An 18022-nucleotide genomic window follows, 5' to 3' on the forward strand; every position below is an offset into this window, starting at 1 on the left:
GGGGTAACTTCGGACCAGTGCAGACGGCGAATGCGCCCGCTGCACCCACCCAAAGTTACCCCGATCGCGAAAATGAGCGGAGTGGCGGAGTGGCGGAGTGGCGGAGTGGCGGAGTGGCGGAGTGGCGGAGGCGCGGCAAAAAAACCGCGGCGGTGTGGCCGCGCCGGATCAGCCGCCGACCCGCGACCTCGCCTCAGTCGCTGGCGACGCGCTCCTGAATCCAGGTGGTGACGTCGGCGAAGACCTCGTCACGGTTGGTCTCGTTCAAGATCTCGTGCCGTGCCCCGGGGTAGATCTTCACGGTGACGTCGCGCACGCCCTTCGCTCGGTAGGCGTCGGCGAGCAGCCGGATGCCGTCACCACGGCTCAAGGGGTCGTCGGCACCGGCGACGAGCAGAATTGGCACCTCGGGAGCGAGGCCGGCGCCGGGCTTGCCGAAGAGCCGGAGTCCGTCGGCGACTCCGAAGAGCTTCAGAATGTCGGCCTCGAAGGTCAACGGATCTTCGGCGAACGCGGTACCCACGGAAGCGTCGCGGCTCAACCATTCGAAGCCGCTTCCGGCGTCTGCGGCCCACTTCGCGTTGAGGTTGCCGCTCTCCATGTGCCGGAACGTGCGGAAGGCCGACCCCGACAGTACGACCGCATCCCAGGTGCGTGGGTGCTCGTTCATGATGCGCTGCGCCATGAGCGATCCCCAGGAATGCGCGAACAACACGAGCGGCAGGCTGGGGTGGCGTTCGCGCGCGATGTCGGCGAACTGCCGCAGCGCGGCTTCGGTGGCAAGCAGCCCGCCGGGCCCGAGTTTGCCGAGCTTTGCGAGCTCACCACCGTGCTGGCGGCGGCCGGTTTCGCCGTGCCCGCGGTGATCGTCGGCGACGACGGTGAAGCCTGCCGCGGCGAGGTGGCGCGCGAACGGCTCGTAGCGCAGGGCGTAGTCGCCGATCCCGTGCGCGATCTGCACCACCCCGACCGGGTCTGCCGCCGCCCACTCGTAGCAGTGGATCTCGACTCCGTGCGCGTCGACGTAGTCGAATTCGGTGCGCTCGCCCTCGGTGCTCATTGCCCCATTCTGTCGCTTCGCGGGCGGGGGCACCAGGGAGGTCACTCAGGGTGGGCAGCAACCCATCGGTGCGGGATCACCCGATGTCGCCGACGCCCCAGCCGTAGGCGAGTTTGTGCGCCTTCAAGACGAAGAACGATTCGGTGCTCGCCACACCGGGGACCTTCTGCAACGTATTGAACATGAGGTCGGTGTAGTGGTCGATATCGCGGCAGACGACCTCGACCATCACGTCGAAACCGCCGCTCGTGAGCACGACGTAGCTGGTTTCGGAGAGGTCGGCGAGTGCTTCGCACACGGCCGGCGCAGTGCCGGGCTCGCACTTGATGCCGATCAGCGCGAGCCGGTCGAACCCGATGTTGAGCGGATTCGCGATGCCGACGATCTGGAAGAGCCCGCTGTCTTGCAGCCGCTGCACGCGGTATCGCACCGACGACGCGGAGACGCCGAGGTCTTGCGCCAGGATGCTGAACGGGGTGCGGCCGTCGATCTGCAGTGCGGCGATGAGCTTGCGATCCAACTCGTCGAGATCGAGGTGTGCGGCGGGCGGTTCGCGATCCGTCATGAATCCTCCTCGGCGGTACAGCGGTGTACCTATTCTAGGGACGTGGCGTTCGGGGCCAGGCGTTGTCCCGACCCCGAACGCCACATCGGCGGTTAGTCGCCGATGTGGATGACCGAGGTGCGCAGATCGGTCATGTCGTGCAGGGTGTACATGCCGCCGATGCGGCCCCAGCCCGTGCCCTTGCCGCCGGCGCCGCCGAACGGCATGTTGATGTCCCACCAGCCGTTCGATTCGTTCAGCAGCACCTGCCCGGTCTCCAGCTCTTCCAGGAAGCGGTAGCCGCGCGAGATGTCTCGCGTGAACACGGCCGACTGCAGGCCGAGCGAGTCCGCGTTCGCGATGCGGAGGGCATCATCGTCATCTTTCGCGGTGAGGATCGGCAGCACCGGCCCGAATGACTCCTCGCGCGAGAGCAGCGACTCCTCGGCGACGCCATCGACGATGGTGAAGTCGTAGTAGAGGTCGGTGGCGAACCCCGAGGCGCGACCGCCGCCGAGCAGCACGTCGAAGCCGAGTGCGCGCGCCTCATCGAGGTGGCGATCCATCTTCTGCGCGACGAGCTCATTGTTGAGCGCACCCAGGTTGGTGTGCTCGTCGAACGGGTCGCCGATCTTGACGTTCGTGCGCGCATACGCGAGCGCGGCCTCGACGAAAGCGTCGTGCGCGCCCTGGTGCACGATGACGCGCTCAGTGGCGCAGCACACCTGGCCTGCGCAGTAGAACGCCGAGTCGACCGCGGCCTTCGCCGCGCGCTCGATGTTGGCATCGTCGAGCACGATGACCGGGCCGTTGCCCGAGCACTCCATCACGGAACGCTTGAGGCCGGCGGTCGCCTGGATCTTCGCACCGGTCGCCGATGAGCCGATGAACCCGATCGCGTGAATGCCGGGGTGGGCGACGAGCTTCGACCCGAAGTTTCCCTCGCCCGGGAGGATGTTGACGAGGCCGTCGGGGAGGCCCGCCTCGACGAGGTACTCCATCGCCTTCAGTACGGTGAGCGAGGTGTGCGTCGGTGGCTTCACGACGAGGGCGTTGCCGGTTGCGAGGCCCGGGGCCGCGAACTCGGTGAACATGAGCAGCGGGAAGTTCCACGGGGTGATGATCGCCCAGGTGCCGACCGCTTGACGCCACGTGTGCATGCGCTTCTGCGGGTCTGAGGAGGGGAGGGTTTCCCCGTAGAGACGCAGCGCATCTTCGGCGTGGAGGTGGAAGAGTTGTGCGGCCTCGGTGACGTCGGCGCGCGACTCGGTGAGCGGCTTGCCCTGCTCAAGGGTCTGCAGCAGCGCGAGCTCTTCGATGTGCTGCGCAAGCGTGTCGCCGATGCGGTGGCAGATCTCGGCGCGCTTGAAGACTCCGAGCTTGCGCCAGTCGCGCTGTGCGCGGTTCGCCGCGGCAACGGCGCGATCCAGGTCGCTCTCGGTCGGAACCGGAAGCGCCGCGATGGTTTCGCCCGTGGCGGGGCTGACGATTTCGAATCGTTCGCTGCCGGAGCCGTCGGTGTATGCGCCGTCGATGAAGAGTTGGGCGTTGGGCTGGGGAATCTCATGGGACATGTGGGGATCTCCTGTCGTCGTTGACGCCATCTGCTGGGTGATGTCAGCATATCCCCGCTTTGCTGATCAAACAAGAGAAACGTGATTTAGTCGTTGATTCCGCAATCTCGGCGCGAGTATATTCGTTGAATCAACTAAAACTTGGCGCCGCAATGCTTGAGTGGCGGCGCCTGATGTGTCAAGGGAGACCGCGCAAGATGCAACGACCGACCACCTTCGAAACGGCAGAGGCGCGCGCGGATTTTTCGCGAGCGAAGCGTCTGCTCGCCCACGCTCGGCGCACGTCGTTCTGGCTCGACGACCTCGGTGAGACTGAGGCGCATCCGCCACTCGCGGGCGATACGACGACAGATCTGCTCGTGGTCGGCGGAGGGTACAACGGCCTCTGGGCTGCGCTGCGCTCGAAAGAGCGCTATCCCGATCGGGAGGTCGTGCTGATCGAAGCCAAACGCTTGGGCTGGGCCGCTTCCGGCAGAAACGGCGGCTTTTGCGAGCCCAGCCTGACGCATGGGAGGGCGAACGCCGCGATTCATGTGCCGGGGGAGGAGGCGATCCTCGCCGAGCTCGGGGAGAAGAATCTCGCGGATCTCCTCGCCACCCTTGAGCGCTACGGGATCGAGTGCGATGTGCGGCCTCACGGAGTCATCAAGTTGGCGACCGAGCCGCATCAGGTGCCCGCGCTTGAAGCGCTCGCCGCTTCCGACTCCTCGGTGCGCGTGCTGCGCGGGCCCGAGTTGCAAGCGCAGGTGCGCACCGCGGCGGCCGAAGTCGGCGGGTGGGCGACGGAAGAGGGGGTGGTGCTGAACCCGGCGCGCCTCGTGCGCGGGCTTGCGGAGGCGTGCCGATCGTTGGGGGTGCGCTTCTACGAAGATACTCCGGCGACGGGGCTGCGCAGCCTGGGCCGCGACGCAGGGGTCGAGGTCACGACGCCGCGCGCGTCGATTCGAGCGCGCCACGTCGCGCTCGCGACGAACGGCTTCCCGTCGTTGCTGCGCAGTACGCGGCTGCACACCGTGCCCGTCTACGACTACGCCGTCGTGACCGATCCGTTGACCGCAGAACAGCGGGCAAGCCTCGGGTGGGATCTGGAGCAGGGCGTTACTGACATGAACAATCGCTTCCACTACATGCGCCTGCTGACCGATGCCGATGGGCGCGAGCGCCTGCTGCTCGGCGGATACGATGCGCTCTACCACTTCGGGCGGCGCGTGCGACCCGAGTACGACGTGAGCGAGTCGACGTTCGAGCGGCTCACCGTGCACCTGGAAACCCTGTTTCCGCAGCTCATGGGAGTGCAGTACTCCCACGCGTGGGGCGGCATGATCGACACGTGCAGTCGGTTCTTCGCGTTCTTCACCCGCGCGCACCACGGCCAGGTCGTTGCCGCGGCGGGCTTCACCGGTCTCGGCGTGGCCGCGACACGATTTGCCGCCGACGTCATGCTCGACCTGCTGCACGGGGAATCGACCGAACGCACGCGCACGAGTCTGGTGCGCAAACGCCCCATGCCGTTCCCGCCCGAGCCCTTCGCCTGGCCCGCGATCCGGTTCACCTCCGCGATGATGGCCCGCTCCGACCGTCGCGGAGGCAAAAGCGGCGCATGGCTGTGGTTGCTCGAGAAGCTCAAGCTGGGGTTCGACTCCTGAGTGGGGAGGTGCGCGCGGGGGCGGGTGGCCCCATACGCGCAGTGGGCGGGCCGTCGGAAAATGCTTCCGGCGGCCCGCCCACTGCGTGTGGCGGCGAGACGCGTTATCCTCGCGTCACCGCGGGTTCTCCCACCGTGACAGCACCTGCGGGTGCGCGGCGCACGTCCTTTGCAAATAGTGCGATCACGAAGTTCAATACGAGCGTCGCGACCACCATGGCGATGAACCCGACGGTGTAATCACCGGTCGCGTCTTTCACGACGCCGATGAAGTACGGGTAGACGAACCCGCCGACGATGAACCCGATGCCGAGCACGAAGCCGTTCACTGCCCCGGCCATGCGAGTCGGCACGGACTCGGCGGCCAACGCGAGCGCCAAGGGCATGCCGGTGTACACGCCGAGGCCGACCAGCGGCAGGCAGAGCGCGACCAGCACGTAGTTGCCGCTCGACAGGCCGAGCGTGAGCACGCCCATGAACACGGTCATGGCGATGCCGGCGATCACGATCAGTCCTTTTCGTCGCCCGAGGCGATCCGAAACGAGTCCGAAGCCGATCGACGTGATCATGCCGATCACGACGTACAGCGACGAGAAGAGGCCGGCGAGTGTCGCGTCCCACCCGGCGCCCTCGATCAGGATCGTGGGCATCCACACGGCAACGACGGCGAAGATGCCCCATTCTCCGATGAAGAACGCCGCGGCAACGAGCACGTTGCGGCTGAACAACCAGCTCGCCAGCGAACGCCCGGAATCCGGTTCTGTGGTGTCTGCTACCGCCGCGGGTTCCGGCTTCGGTGCATCTTTCAAGAAGAGCGCGGCGATGATGAAGATGGCGACGAGGAATGCGCCGCCGACGGCAGAACCGGTGCGCCAGCCGAGTGCGACCAGCACGATCGCGAAGGCGTAGAGCGCGAATGCGCTGCCGATGCCGTCTGAGGTGAACATCACGCCGAGAGCGATACCGCTCTTGCGTTCGCGCTCGAACCAGTTCACGGCCATCGTGTACGGGCCGACGAAGAGCAACCCGACGCCGATGCCGCTCACTGCGCGCCCCAGCATGAGGAGCGTGTAGTCGGGCGCCCACGAGAAGAGCAGCTGCCCGATGAGCGATGCGACGATGCCCACAAGAATGATGCGCTTGATGCCCCAGCGATCCCCGATGACGCCGGCGAACGGCAGGATGAGGCCGCCGACGAGTGCGGTGATCGACCCGAGGAGCCCCGCCTGGGTCGCACTCAGGGAGAACTCTTCAGAAATGTCGAGGAGCGCGACGCTCCAGCCGATGTATGGGATGAAGCAGGCGATGAGCACGAGATACGAGAGCCCGAGCATCACCCACTTGGTAGACGAGGTGTTCGCATTCATGGAATGAACTTTCTTCTCGGCGTTGAGAGGTGAGAAAGTGCAGCCGGAGAGGCTTCACTCAACAACGAAATCGCATATTGATTTGTTGTATGAGCAGAAAGATACTCCAATAGTTGCGAATCTGCGAGAAATAGCCCCATAATTGTGCTCGCTGCGTGCAGGGGTGTCGATTCGAATCGGTGCGGTGATCCCATGGACGCAGTGAGCGCCGAACCCCGGGAGGGGCTCGGCGCTCAGTGGAATTGTCGGTCGTCGGTGACGCGCGTCGCGATTACCCTTCCGCGACGGCCGCCTGCCCGTCGACGACGGTCAGCACCGCGGCAGCGCCAAGCAGCAGTTCGGGCGCTTCGACGAGCGGGTTCACAGCCCAGACGACGAAGTTCGCGCGGTAGCCGGCGGCGATGCGGCCGAGCTCGTGGTCGCGGCCGGTGGCGTAAGCGGTGCCCACGGTGAAGGCCTCGAGAGCCTGCGGGGGTGTGAACACGCGCTCCGGTTGGTAGGGGGCGCGGTCGCGTTCGAGCACCGACTTCGCGGTGAGCGCGATGAACAGGTTGTCGGCCGCCTCGTGCGGCGCGGTCGGGGCGTCGGTGCCGAGGGCGAGGTGCACGCCGGCCTCACGGAACTTGTGCCACGGGAAGCCGGTGACGGCGCGCTCGTCGCCGAGCACGGCCTGCCAGTTGTCGAGCACCGCGGGGTCGCAGTGCACCGGCTGCATCGATGCGGTCACGCCGAGGTCGGCCATGCGCGCGATCGTTTCGTCGGCGACGTATTCGAGGTGCTCGACGCGGGGGCGGCGGTTCGGGTTCTCGCCGTTGACGCGCACGGTCTCAGCGATCATGTCGAGTGCGATGGTGCTCGCCTCGTCTCCGATGGCGTGCAGCGCGAACTGCAGCCCGGCGGCGTCGGCGGCGACCGCGACGGGCAGCGCGAACTCGCGCTCCCAGATCGGCCCGGGCAGCTCGCCGTTGGCGTAGGGCGCGCGCATGGCGGCGGTGCAGGCGTCGATGACGCCGTCGAGGATGAACTTGACGCCCGCGATGCGCAGCCACGTGTCGCCGTAGGTGGCGGCGATCTCGTCGCGAATGCGCGCGACCTCCGCGATCTCGGCGAGGTCGGTCTCGAGGTCGCCCGATGCGGTGAGCAGCCAGTGCGCGTTCACGGGGAACGGCAGGCGCCCGTCGCGGTCGAGGATGCGGCGGTAGGTGGCCAGGTCGGCGTGCCCGAACGACATCTCGGTCGCGCCGGTGACGCCGGTCTCGAGGTACGCGGCGAACGCGTTCGCGAGGAAGCGGTCGCGGTCGGCATCGGTCGAAACCGACTCGAGGTAGGCCCACGCGTACTTCACGGCGGCGGTCTCGAGCAGGAACCCGGTCGCCTCGCCCGAGGCATCGCGCACGATCTCGCCGCCGATGGGGTCGGGGGTCTCGCGCGTGATGCCCATGGCGGCGAGAGCGGCGGTGTTCACCCACACCGAGTGCAGGTCGTTCGCGTCGAGCACGACGGGCACGTCGGCGATCACCGCGTCGAGGGCGGCCGCGGTGGGGCGCTCGCCGTCGGCGAAGATGTCGAAGCGCCAGCTGACGCCGGTGATGATGGAGGCGTCGGGCTGGGCTGCGCGTGCGGCGGCGAGGCGGCGCTGCACCTCGGCGACCGAGTCGGCGTCGCGCAGTTGCACCTTGCCGAGCGCTTCGCCGAGCATGAGCATGTGAGCGTGCCCCTCAGTGATGCCGGGGGTGACGAAGGATCCGGCGAGGTCGATCTCAGCCGCACCCGCACCGGCGGCCTCGCGCACCTCGGCGAGACTGCCGACCGCGAGCACCCGGTCGCCTTGCACGGCGAAGGCCTCTTGGGTGTCGGCGTCGGCGGGGCCGGTGAAGACGACGGCGTTGGTGTAGACGGTGGTGGCCGACATGGGGCTCGCTTTCGATCGGGGTGCTGCGGGGTGGTGCTGTGGTGGTGCGGTGGTGCGCGCGGTTCAGGCGTTCGCTGCCTCGCGGGCGGCGGATCGTGCCAGCGCTCGTTCGGCACCCGTCGAGACGCGCGCGACGAGCACGACGGGAACGATCACCGCGAAGCTGACGATACCGGTGATGAGCGTGAATCCGCCGATGCCGAACCAGGCGATGAACAGACCGCCGATGAGCGGCGCGAAGCTGGAGCCGACGAGGTAGGCGCCGAGCAGCGGCCCAGACCACCGCCCGCGCGCGTCGAGGCCAGCGGCGGTGGCGATGAAGAGCGCGAACGCGAATGCGTAGATCGAGCTGACGGCGATGATGAGCACGGCGTAGGTAGTCGGGTCGGCAGTGAGCCCGGTCCAGACCTTCAGGGCGCCGCCGATCACGAGGGCGATCGCGAGTGGCCAGGCGCGGCCGAAGCGGTCGCCGATGATTGCGGCGATCACCATGCCGACGATGCCGCCGCCGGCGGCGAGGCTGAGGGTGAATCCGAGCGACTGCTCGCCGATGCCGAGGGCGTCGCCCATGACGGGCGCCATGGTCCAGATCGCATCCTCGCTTGTGCCCCAGAGCGGGAAGAGGAAGAGGATCGCGATGCCCGCGATGGTGATGCGGCGCGGCTCGGCGATCTGCAGCGATGAGGTGACATCGACGGGTGCGGCGTGCTCGGGCGCGTTCGGCAGCCAAGAGGTCAGGGCGAGCCCAACGAGCGAGATACCCGCGAGGGTGCCGAACACGCTGCCCTGGGTGATCCCGATCAGCGGAATGATGGCGAGAATCACGGTGATGAGGGCGCGGTTGACGAGCCCGCTTGTCGCCGAGACGCGGTTCGGGTTGCGGAGGGCCGCGATGGCGGCGCCCGACGTCGAGATCGCTGCCCCGACGCCCGCGCCGCCGACGATGAGCCCGGCGATGGCGACGGCGGGGGTCGTGACGAAGGTGGCGAGGCCAAATGCGAGTACCGCGACGACGAGGCCGGCCACGGCGAGCGGGCGGCGCAGGCGCCCGGAGGCGATGCGACCGGTGCCGAGCCCGACGACGGCCGAGGCGAGCAGCGCCCAGGTGAGGATGTTGCCGGCGGCGACGGCGTCGAAGCCGAGCGTCATGAGGGCCGTGATGATGAACGGGGCGAGATTCGCCATCATCAGGCTCGCGAGCGCGATGAGGAAGGTGGCGCTCCCGTTGCGGAGGGTCAGCGGGTGGCGGGGATCGGTGTCGGCCTGTCGGGGCGGCATCGTCTGTGATGACAAGGGAACTCGATTCTTCGGCTGCGTCGCCGGGCTCATTAACCGAATCAGTTTCGGTTTTGCTGCGACCATGCTCCTCGCTGTGGGAGGATCTGTCAAGACGGCGGCGATCCTGCCCCCACAGCGACACCCGAAACCCCCGAACCGCGAACCCAGGAGACACCCCGTGGCCCGACCGAAAACCGCGCGCCTCAGCCGCGAGATCATCGGTCGCGCTGCCATCGAGCTGGCGGAGTCGGGCAAAGAGCTGCAGGTCGTGCCGCTCGCGAAGAAGCTCGGCGTCAGTGTCTCGTCGCTCTACCACCACGTCAACGGGCGCGACGGCGTCATCCGCGCAATGCGCGAGGTGCTGGTGCCCCGGTACCTGCTCGATGTGCCCGAGGGGGCGACCTGGGAGCAGCGCATCCGCCTCGAGGTCGAGCGCACCTGGCGCATGTACGCCGACCACCCGCGCGTGCTGCAGTACATGGTGACGTCGGTGATCGATGAACCCGATGTGATGCGCTTCTACAATGCGCTCGCCGAAGCCCTCACCGAGGCGGGCCTGCCGTCGGGCGAGATCCTCTCCACGATCGAGGTCATCGACGCCTTCACCTTCGGTGCGGCCCTCGATACGCTCTCGCCCGACACCATTCTCGACCCGGCGAGCGCGGGCGAGGTGCTGGGCGCATTGATGGCGGATCACCCCACCGGTGCCGCACGAAACCGCCGACTGTTTGACCTCGGTCTCGAATTGTTACTCTCGGGCATCACGGCCCGTGTCGCATCCCAGCGGAGCTCGCTTACACTGTCCGAGTGACGCGCCCCTCCGGTCGCCGCCCCGCACCGCGCGGCCGGCTCGTGTCCCCGCTCCTCGCGGGGATGGCGTTGGTCGCGCTCGCCGCAGCCGTGCCCGTCGCGGTGATCGCTCCCGGGCCCGCGGTTTCCGCAGAGGCCGACCCGCTCGCCACCCAGGAGGCCCAGCCCGTGAGCATCACTGATCTGACCGTTGCCGGCCCGGCTCGCGGCGCGATTCTCGATTCGCCGAACCGGTTGGGGCTGCCCGCCGTTCCCGTGCGCGCGTACGAGCCGGAAGGTGCCGCATGGGCGACCCTCGTGTGGGCCCACGGCGGATCATTCGTGCACGGCACCCTTGACGGCCCGGAATCCGACTGGGTATCGCGTCGCTTCGCCGAAGCCGGGGTGCGCGTGTACGCCGTGGGCTACGGAGTCGCCTCCGACTCGGTGAAAGCTCCGGCACCGGCGAACGACGTGGCCGCGGTGCTGGCCTGGGTCGCGGCGCGCACCGACGGACCCATCGCGGTCGGCGGGGCGAGCGCCGGCGGGCAGCTCGCGGTGCAGGCTGCGCTGCAGCAGGCGGATCGCGCGGACGCCGACCCACTCGGCGTGGTGCGCCGGGCCGACGCCGTGCTGCTCGAGTACCCGACCCTGCATCGCGTGCAGCAGCACGACGCGACGATCGCGGCGGCCACGGCCGGCGTCATCGAGCGGCGCCGGTTCTCGGCCGAGCGGATCGCCGAGATGTACGACTACTATCTTGGCGGTGCGGCAGAACCCGCGGACGGCTCAGCGAACGCGAACGTGGTCGGCGAGCTGCCCGCCGCGCGCCTCGCAGCGCTGCCCGCCACCGTCATCGTGAACGCCGACCTCGACGACCTGCGCGCGTCGGGCGAGCAGTTCGCGGCGCAGCTGCGTGAGGCCGGGGTGCCGGTCGCCGAGTCGCTGCAGCCCGGTACCGATCACGGCTACCTCAGCCGGCCGCAGGAGTCGCCTGAGACCGACGCCGCCGCGCGCGAGACCATCGAGCGATTCGTCGCGGAGCTGCGGGAGATCGTCGCCGCGCGCTGACGCTCGGCGGTCCTTCCCCGGCCCCGATTCGTCCTCGCGCACCGATTCGACGAAAGGCAGACAGTTTCTCGTCGAAACTGATATCAGTTCGTCGAATCGGTGTGCCAGGGCAAGGGGTGAGGCCCGCGCTCGAGCGCCTCAGATCTGGTACTCGAGCTCGTGGTACTTGCCGCGGTAGAACAGCAGCGGCGCGCGATCGGGGTCGGTCGAGATGCCCGAGACGGCAACCAAGAAGATGAGGTGGTCGCCCGCCTCGATCTCGCGCTCGATCTCGCCCGCGACCCAGCCGGTGCCGCCCGCGAGGGTCGGTGCGCCGTTGCTCTCGGAGGGGTACCAGTCGACACCGGCCCACTTGTCGGTGCCGGATCGGGCGAACTGCCCGCTGAGGTGCTGCTGCTCGGCGCTCAAGAAGTTGACGACGACCTGCCCGTCCTCGCGCACAGCGGCGAGGCTCTTCGAGGTGCGGGCGACCGAGAATGAGATCAGCGGCGGGTCGATCGACACGCTGTAGAAGGATTGGCACGTGAAACCGACGGGGCCGTCGGGGCCGCGGGTGGTGATGATGGTGATGCCCGAGGCGAAGCCGCCCATGGCGTCGCGGTACTCGCGCTGGTCGAACGCGGCGACGGGGGCCGCGGCCTCGATGGCCGGCTCGACCGCGGTGGCGGTGTCGGGGAGCTCGATGGTGGTGGTGTCGGTGCTCATGCGGAGGCCTCCGTTCGGTCGAGTGCGGGCAGCAGCAGGCGCCCTTCAGATGCGATCCACTCGTCGAGAATCTCGTCGCGGCGGTCGAAGCGCGGGGTGGCGAAGGCGAGGCCTCGGGTGGGCACGCTGGCTCCGAGCTCGACGAGCAGGGGGCGCAGGGTGAATTCGACGGCGAGGGCGTGCTCGTCTGACGCGGTGGTGAAGACAGGAATCGCGGTGACGCCGTCGAGACCGCGCGCCGGATAGCGGTCGAGGAACGCCTTGAGCAGGCCGGTGTAGCTGGCCTTGTAGGTCGGGGTCGCGATGATCGCGTAGGTGGAGGATCGCAGCTGCTCGTTCAGCGAGTCGACCGAGGGCGCTGGCCAGGCGAAGAGCTCGGCGGCGTGGTCGATGAGGTCGACGGTCGGCAGCACCTCGGCGCCGGTGGTCGCTGCGACGCGCTGCGCGAGGTCTTCGGCGATCTGCCGCGTGCGCGACTGCGGCTTCGGGTTGCCGACGATGACGGAGATGGTGGACAAGACGCTCCCTTCGGGAAAGCAGCTGGGTGCGGCGCCGCGGTCGTGCTCATGAGCGCGCTCGGCGTCGCATGGCTTCATCGGCTGCATGCGGGCGGTTGGGTCATGATCCACGGTGTGATGTCGCGGAGTCGCCTCGGGATCTCATCCCGCGGAACTGTGCTCCAGTGTATGGCTGCCATTCGCTGCGGTGAAGATTCGACTGCAACCGGGCGTAACGGTCATGGTTCGTCATCTTTGTTTCACGATCGTGATCGGTTCGCATAAGCTCCACGCATGTCTTCCATAACGATACCCGCAGCGGGTGCCGCCGTTCCGACGGTCGGCATTGCCCTCGACGGCGCCGGGTGGCACCCGGCGGCCTGGCGCGAGCCCAGTGCTCGGCCCGATGCGCTCTTCACCGCCGACTACTGGCAGCAGCTCGTCGACACCGCCGAAGCCGCGGGTGCCGATTACGTCACGTTCGAAGACGCGCTGCGTCTGCAGAGCGCTCCGGTGCTCGGCGGCGCGGCCGATGCGGGCATCGATCCGACCATCGTCGAGGGGCGCCTGGACGCTCTGCTTACCGCCAGCTGGATCGCGCCGCGCACGCGCACCATCGGTCTGATTCCGACGGTCACGACCACGCACACCGAACCGTTCCACGTCGCGACCGCGCTGCAAACACTCGATCACGTCTCTGCCGGCCGCGCGGGCTGGCAGCTCCGGTTCTCGGCCGAGTCGGTTTCGGCCGACGCGTTCGGGCGCCGCTCCGCACCGCAGATCGATGTCGAGCGCGTGCTGGCGGGCGATGCCGACGCGGGCCTGACTGAGCTGCTCGACGATGCGCACGACGCGGCAGAGGTCGCACGCCGACTCTGGGACAGCTGGGAAGACGACGCGATCATTCGCGACCTCGAGTCGGGCCGCTTCTTGGATCGCGATCGCGTGCACCACATCAACTTCGAGAGCGAGCGCTTCTCCGTCGTCGGGCCGTCGATCGTGCCTCGATCGCCGCAGGGTCAGATCGTCGTGACGCTGCTCGCGCACGCCGCGCCGATCTACGGCCTCGCTGCACGCGTCGCCGACGTGGTCTTCATCACGCCCGAGAACGACGCCCCGAACGCTGGTGCGTCGCGCGGCAAGCGCACGGCCGAGATCGTCGCCGAGGTGCGCGCCGCCGAGGCCGAGGCCGACCGTGCTGCGGCGGGTCTGGCACCGCTGCGCGTCATCGCCGACCTGGTCGTCGCGCTCGACACGGCCGACGAGCTCGCCGTCGATCGCATCGCGCGCCTCGACGACGCTGCCGGTACGGCCTTCGCGAGCGATGCACGCATCGAGGCCGGCAGCGCTGCGCACATCGCCGACCGCATCGCCGAGTGGCACGCGGCCGGTATCGACGGGGTGCGTCTGCGCCCGGCCGCCCTCCCGCTCGATCTCGACCTCATCGCCGCCGAGCTGCTGCCGCTGCTGCGCGAGCGCGGTCTCGCAGGGGTTGCCGACGTCGGTTCGCTGCGCGACCGCTTCGGCCTCGGCAGCGCCGTCAACCGTCATACCGCGGCCCGCACCGCATCCGAGCACGCCGAGGAGGCCGCAGCATGAGCAAGCGTCAGGTGCGACTGGTCGCGCACTTCCCGGGTGTCAACAGCACGACGGTCTGGAGCGACCCCGAGTCGGGCAGCCAGATCGACTTCGCGTCGTTCGAGCACTTCGCCCGCACGGCCGAGCGAGGGTTCTTCGACTACGTCTTCTTCGCCGAGGGCCTGCGCCTGCGCGAGCACGGCGGGCAGATCCACGACCTCGACGTCGCGGGTCGCCCGGCGACGCTGGCGATCCTCGCCGCCATCGCGTCGGTGACCGAGCACATCGGGGTCGTCGGCACGCTTTCGGCCACGTTCAACGAGCCCTATGAGCTCGCGCGCCAGCTCGCGACCATCGATCACCTGTCGGGCGGTCGCGTGGGCTGGAACGTCGTGACCTCGCCCGACGCGTTCCACGGCGGCAACTTCCGCCGCGGCGGGTTCCTGCCCTACGACGAGCGCTACACCCGTGCAGAAGAGTTTGTCACGCTGGCGAAGCACCTCTGGGATTCGTGGCAGACGGGCGCCGTGACCGCAGACCAGCAGCTGGGACGCTTCGTCGATCCGGCACTCGTGCAGCGCGTCACCCACGCCGGCCCGCAGTTCGATGTGACCGCCACCAGCACCGTTCCGCGCAGCCCGCAGGGGTACCCGGTCATCGTGCAGGCGGGTGACTCGCCCGCCGGCCGCGACTTCGCCTCCGCGAACGCCGAGGTCATCTTCTCGCGGCACACCGGGTTCGCCGACGGCCAGGCGTTCTACCGCGACGTCAAGGGCCGCCTGCCCGCAGTGGGGCGCACGGAAGAGTCGCTGCTGATCCTGCCCGCCGCCACGTTCGCGCTCGGCGACACCGATGCCGAAGCGCGCGAAGCGTCGCGCGAGATCGGCTTCGCGCAGACCACCCCGCAGACCGCCGTCGCCTGGATCGAGGCGATCTGGGGGCAGGAGCTGCCGGGCCTCGACCCCGATGGGCCGCTGCCGACCGTCGAACCGCAAGAGACGGAGCAGCGTCAGGGGCAGGCCGCGACGAAGATCGATCGTGCGGCCCGCGCGGCCGAGTTGCGGGATCGCGCCCAGCGCGACGGCCTCACCGTGCGCCAGCTGGTCGCCGCCGAGACCGCCTCGCACACGTTCGTCGGCTCGGCCGAGACCATCGCGTCTGAGATCGACCGCTACGTGCAGGGCCGCGCCTCAGACGGGTTCGTGCTCGTGCCGCACCTGACCCCCGGCGGGCTCGACGGCTTCGTCGACCAGGTGGTGCCGCTGCTGCAGGAGCGCGGCGTCTTCCGCGAGCAGTACGAGACCGATGCGGCGTCCGGTGCCCCCGTGACGCTGCGCCGCACGCTCGGCCTGCCGACCCCTCCCGGGCCGGCCGACGCATCGTCGTTGCGCGCGACGACCGAGCGCGAGACCGCCGAGGCCGCCGCATGAGCGCGACCGCTGTGCTGCCCGAGACCGGCCCAGCCGTCACGGAGCCCGAGCTCACGGTGTCGGATCAGGATGCGTTCGAGATCCGCATCGTGCACCCGGATGACGCGCTCGCGCGGCCGCTGCTCGACGACCTCGAGCGCGAGTACGACGCGCGGTACGGCGTCGAGGTGTTCGGCGAGCCCGCCTCGGCCGAGATGAACCGCTACCCGGTCGCCGATTTCACGGCGCCGAACGGCACCTTCCTCCTGCTGTTGCAGGGCGGAGCGCCCGTCTCGGGCGGCGCCTTCATGCGGTACGACGAGCGCACCGCCGAATTCAAGCGCATCTGGACGCGCGCGGACCTGCGCGGCCGCGGGCTCGCGCGTCGCGTGCTCACCGCGCTCGAGCAGGAGGCGGCTCGCCTCGGCTACGACCGGGTGTACCTGACGACCGGCCCGCGTCAGCCGGAAGCCGTGACGCTGTACCTCCGCACGGGGTACACCCCGCTCTTCGACCCGGCGCTCACCGCCGAAGAGATCGGCGTGCACGCGTTCGAAAAAGCTCTGCCGCCCATCGCCTCCCGCGATGGTGCGGAACCCGCAACATCCCCCGCAGATACCGCGAAGGAGGCACGATCGTGACCGCAACACTCGACGCACCCCAGGCCGAGGTGGTGAACCGCACCGCGAAGCCGAAGCAGAAGCTCGACGTCGTGCCGCTGCGCCACTGGTGGCGCTGGGCATTCAGCGCCATCGGCGTCTTCCTGCTCGCCCAGCTCGTCTGGACGTTCTTCTCGAATCCGCAGTGGCGCTGGCACATCTTCGCCGAGTACTTCTTCAACGATGCGGTGCTGCGCGGCCTGTGGCTGACGCTCTGGCTCACCGCAGTCTCGGCGGTCATCGGGTTCATTCTCGGCGGGCTGCTCGCGGTGGCGCGGTTGTCTGGATCCGCGATCCTCAGCTCATTCGCCTGGGGCTTCATCTGGTTCTTCCGTTCCGTGCCCCTCGTGGTGCAGCTGGTCATCTGGTACAACCTCGGCTACCTCTTTCCGACGCTCGGGATCGGCTGGCCGTTCACGTACGACTTCTTCGTGGTCGAGTTCGACACGGTGCGCTTGCTCTCCGGTTCCGTAGCGGCCATCCTGGGCCTGTCGCTGCACCAGGCCGCCTACTCCGCCGAGATCATCCGTGGCGGCCTGCTCTCGGTCGATCAGGGCCAGCTCGAAGCCGCCCGCGCACTCGGCATTCCCCGCGGCCGCCGTTTCTTCCGCATCGTGCTGCCCCAGGCGGCGCGCGCGATTCTGCCGAACGCCTTCAACGAGGTCATCGGGCTGCTCAAGGGCACCTCGGTCGTCTTCATCGTCGCGCTGCCCGAGCTCTTCTACACGGTGCAGGTGATCTACAACCGCAACCAGCAGGTCGTGCCCCTGCTGCTCGTCGCGGCCGTCTGGTACACGATCTTCACGACCGTGCTCAGCATCGCCCAGTTCTACATCGAGCGACGATTCGCCCGCGGCACCGCCCGCGAGCTGCCACCGACGCCGATTCAGAAGCTGCGTCGCCGAATCGCACAGTTCACCGGGCGCGGCACCGCCGTCGCGCCGTCGGCGCCCGTCGCCGCGGCCCCCGGTACCGCCCTGTCCAACCACTCCGGCGCGGCCACCTCCGCGAGCGCCCAGTAAGGAGGCCGTCATGACCATCACCACCGCATCAGCCACGGCGGCCGTCGAGGCACCGACCTCAGACGCCGAAGCGCCCGTCGTCGAACCCGGCAGCGCCGCGACTCCCGAAGCCGCCGCGACCCCCGCCGCTCGGTCGGGCAAGGGGCTCGTCGAGATCACCGGCGTGCACAAGTCGTACGGCGCCCACGAGGTGCTCCACGACATCACCCTGCGCGTCGAGCCCGGTCAGGTCGTCTCGCTGCTCGGTCCGTCGGGCTCGGGCAAGTCGACCCTGCTGCGCGCGATCAACCACCTCGAGACCATCGATGCCGGGTCGATAACCATCGACGGCGAGTACATCGGCTACGAGCAGCGCGGCGGCAAGCTGCACGAGCTGCACGAGAAGCAGGTGCTTGAGCGCCGCACCCGCGTCGGCATGGTGTTCCAGAACTTCAACCTGTTTCCGCACCTCACCGCGATCGAAAACATCATCGAGGCGCCGATCGGACTGAAGCGCGCCAAGCGCGCCGAGGCCATCGCCCAGGCGAAGGTGTTGCTCGAGCGGGTCGGCCTCGCCGACCGGGCCGACCACTACCCCCGCCAGCTCTCGGGCGGCCAGCAGCAGCGCGTCGCGATCGCCCGCGCGCTCGCACTGCAGCCCGACGTGCTGCTGTTCGACGAGCCGACGAGCGCGCTCGACCCCGAGCTCGTGGGCGAGGTACTGCGGGTGATCCGCGACCTCGCGCACGGCGGCACCACCCTGATCATCGTCACGCACGAAATCGGCTTCGCCTCAGAAGTGTCTGACCACGTCGTCTTTCTCGACGGCGGCCGCGTGATCGAAGAGGGCACTCCCGAGCAGGTGCTGCGCGCCCCCGAACAGGCCCGCACCCAGGAGTTCCTCGACTGGGTCATCTGACCCCTCCGTACCAC

Annotated in this window: 16 protein-coding genes; 8 read left to right on the forward strand and 8 right to left on the reverse strand. The window is 68.7% G+C overall.

Features of this window, described 5'->3' with window-relative positions; all coding sequences use genetic code 11:
- Positions 1 to 193: 193 nt before the first annotated feature.
- The 3 genes from AMS67_RS00270 to AMS67_RS00280 all read right to left on the reverse strand — a co-directional run bounded on the left by AMS67_RS00270 (position 194) and on the right by AMS67_RS00280 (position 3178).
- Positions 194 to 1060 (reverse strand): alpha/beta hydrolase, encoded by an 867-nt coding sequence (locus AMS67_RS00270; protein ID WP_053385585.1) that lies wholly within the window; start codon positions 1058 to 1060, stop codon positions 194 to 196.
- Positions 1061 to 1136: 76 nt separating this feature from the next.
- Positions 1137 to 1625, reverse strand: coding sequence for an Lrp/AsnC family transcriptional regulator (locus AMS67_RS00275; protein WP_053385586.1), 489 nt, complete (start codon positions 1623 to 1625; stop codon positions 1137 to 1139).
- A 92-nt stretch (positions 1626 to 1717) separates the two neighbouring features.
- Positions 1718 to 3178: an aldehyde dehydrogenase family protein gene (locus AMS67_RS00280; RefSeq protein ID WP_053385587.1), complete on the reverse strand. Its 1461-nt coding sequence runs from the start codon at positions 3176 to 3178 to the stop codon at positions 1718 to 1720.
- Positions 3179 to 3375: 197 nt separating this feature from the next.
- On the opposite strand from AMS67_RS00280, the gene AMS67_RS00285 reads away from it, so the two are divergent.
- Entirely contained in the window at positions 3376 to 4824 is a 1449-nt protein-coding gene (locus tag AMS67_RS00285; protein WP_082305182.1) for an NAD(P)/FAD-dependent oxidoreductase, read from the forward strand.
- A 103-nt stretch (positions 4825 to 4927) separates the two neighbouring features.
- Here AMS67_RS00285 and AMS67_RS00290 read toward each other — a convergent pair whose 3' ends face one another.
- From AMS67_RS00290 to AMS67_RS00300, 3 genes are all read right to left on the reverse strand, one after another.
- Positions 4928 to 6190, reverse strand: a complete 1263-nt coding sequence (locus AMS67_RS00290) for an MFS transporter (RefSeq protein WP_053385588.1) — start codon at positions 6188 to 6190, stop codon at positions 4928 to 4930.
- Positions 6191 to 6461: 271 nt separating this feature from the next.
- Positions 6462 to 8102: an amidohydrolase gene (locus AMS67_RS00295; RefSeq protein WP_053385589.1), complete on the reverse strand. Its 1641-nt coding sequence runs from the start codon at positions 8100 to 8102 to the stop codon at positions 6462 to 6464.
- 63 nt (positions 8103 to 8165) lie between these two features.
- Positions 8166 to 9395: an MFS transporter gene (locus AMS67_RS00300; protein ID WP_241487945.1), complete on the reverse strand. Its 1230-nt coding sequence runs from the start codon at positions 9393 to 9395 to the stop codon at positions 8166 to 8168.
- A 163-nt stretch (positions 9396 to 9558) separates the two neighbouring features.
- On the opposite strand from AMS67_RS00300, the gene AMS67_RS00305 reads away from it, so the two are divergent.
- Positions 9559 to 10191, forward strand: coding sequence for a TetR/AcrR family transcriptional regulator (locus AMS67_RS00305; RefSeq protein ID WP_053385590.1), 633 nt, complete (start codon positions 9559 to 9561; stop codon positions 10189 to 10191).
- Complete coding sequence (locus AMS67_RS00310) at positions 10188 to 11240, forward strand: alpha/beta hydrolase (protein ID WP_241487946.1); 1053 nt, start codon at positions 10188 to 10190, stop codon at positions 11238 to 11240. Before AMS67_RS00305 ends, AMS67_RS00310 begins: the two co-directional genes overlap by 4 nt.
- Before the next feature lie 138 nt (positions 11241 to 11378).
- On the opposite strand, the gene AMS67_RS00315 is transcribed toward AMS67_RS00310, so the two are convergent.
- On the reverse strand, positions 11379 to 11945 hold the full coding sequence (locus tag AMS67_RS00315) for a flavin reductase family protein (protein WP_082305183.1): 567 nt from the start codon (positions 11943 to 11945) through the stop codon (positions 11379 to 11381).
- Complete coding sequence (locus AMS67_RS00320; RefSeq protein ID WP_053385729.1) at positions 11942 to 12463, reverse strand: NADPH-dependent FMN reductase; 522 nt, start codon at positions 12461 to 12463, stop codon at positions 11942 to 11944. The genes AMS67_RS00315 and AMS67_RS00320 overlap by 4 nt, the downstream gene beginning before the upstream one ends.
- Before the next feature lie 273 nt (positions 12464 to 12736).
- Between AMS67_RS00320 and AMS67_RS00325 the strand changes: the two genes are divergently transcribed.
- From AMS67_RS00325 to AMS67_RS00345, 5 genes are read left to right on the forward strand one after another with little or no spacing between them, the layout of a single operon-like run.
- Positions 12737 to 14041 carry an LLM class flavin-dependent oxidoreductase gene (locus AMS67_RS00325; protein ID WP_053385591.1) on the forward strand — a complete coding sequence of 435 codons (1305 nt, stop codon included), beginning with the start codon at positions 12737 to 12739 and terminating at the stop codon, positions 14039 to 14041.
- Positions 14038 to 15450 carry an NtaA/DmoA family FMN-dependent monooxygenase gene (locus AMS67_RS00330; RefSeq protein ID WP_053385592.1) on the forward strand — a complete coding sequence of 471 codons (1413 nt, stop codon included), beginning with the start codon at positions 14038 to 14040 and terminating at the stop codon, positions 15448 to 15450. Before AMS67_RS00325 ends, AMS67_RS00330 begins: the two co-directional genes overlap by 4 nt.
- Entirely contained in the window at positions 15447 to 16070 is a 624-nt protein-coding gene (locus AMS67_RS00335) for a GNAT family N-acetyltransferase (protein ID WP_082305184.1), read from the forward strand. The genes AMS67_RS00330 and AMS67_RS00335 overlap by 4 nt, the downstream gene beginning before the upstream one ends.
- A complete protein-coding gene (locus AMS67_RS00340) occupies positions 16067 to 17110 on the forward strand; it encodes an amino acid ABC transporter permease (RefSeq protein ID WP_075201149.1) in 1044 nt (347 codons plus the stop codon). The genes AMS67_RS00335 and AMS67_RS00340 overlap by 4 nt, the downstream gene beginning before the upstream one ends.
- Positions 17111 to 17120: 10 nt before the next feature.
- Positions 17121 to 18008, forward strand: coding sequence for an amino acid ABC transporter ATP-binding protein (locus tag AMS67_RS00345; protein ID WP_075201150.1), 888 nt, complete (start codon positions 17121 to 17123; stop codon positions 18006 to 18008).
- Positions 18009 to 18022 lie beyond the last annotated feature (14 nt).

Source organism: Leucobacter japonicus, assembly GCF_001273855.1.
Taxonomy (GTDB): domain Bacteria; phylum Actinomycetota; class Actinomycetes; order Actinomycetales; family Microbacteriaceae; genus Leucobacter; species Leucobacter japonicus.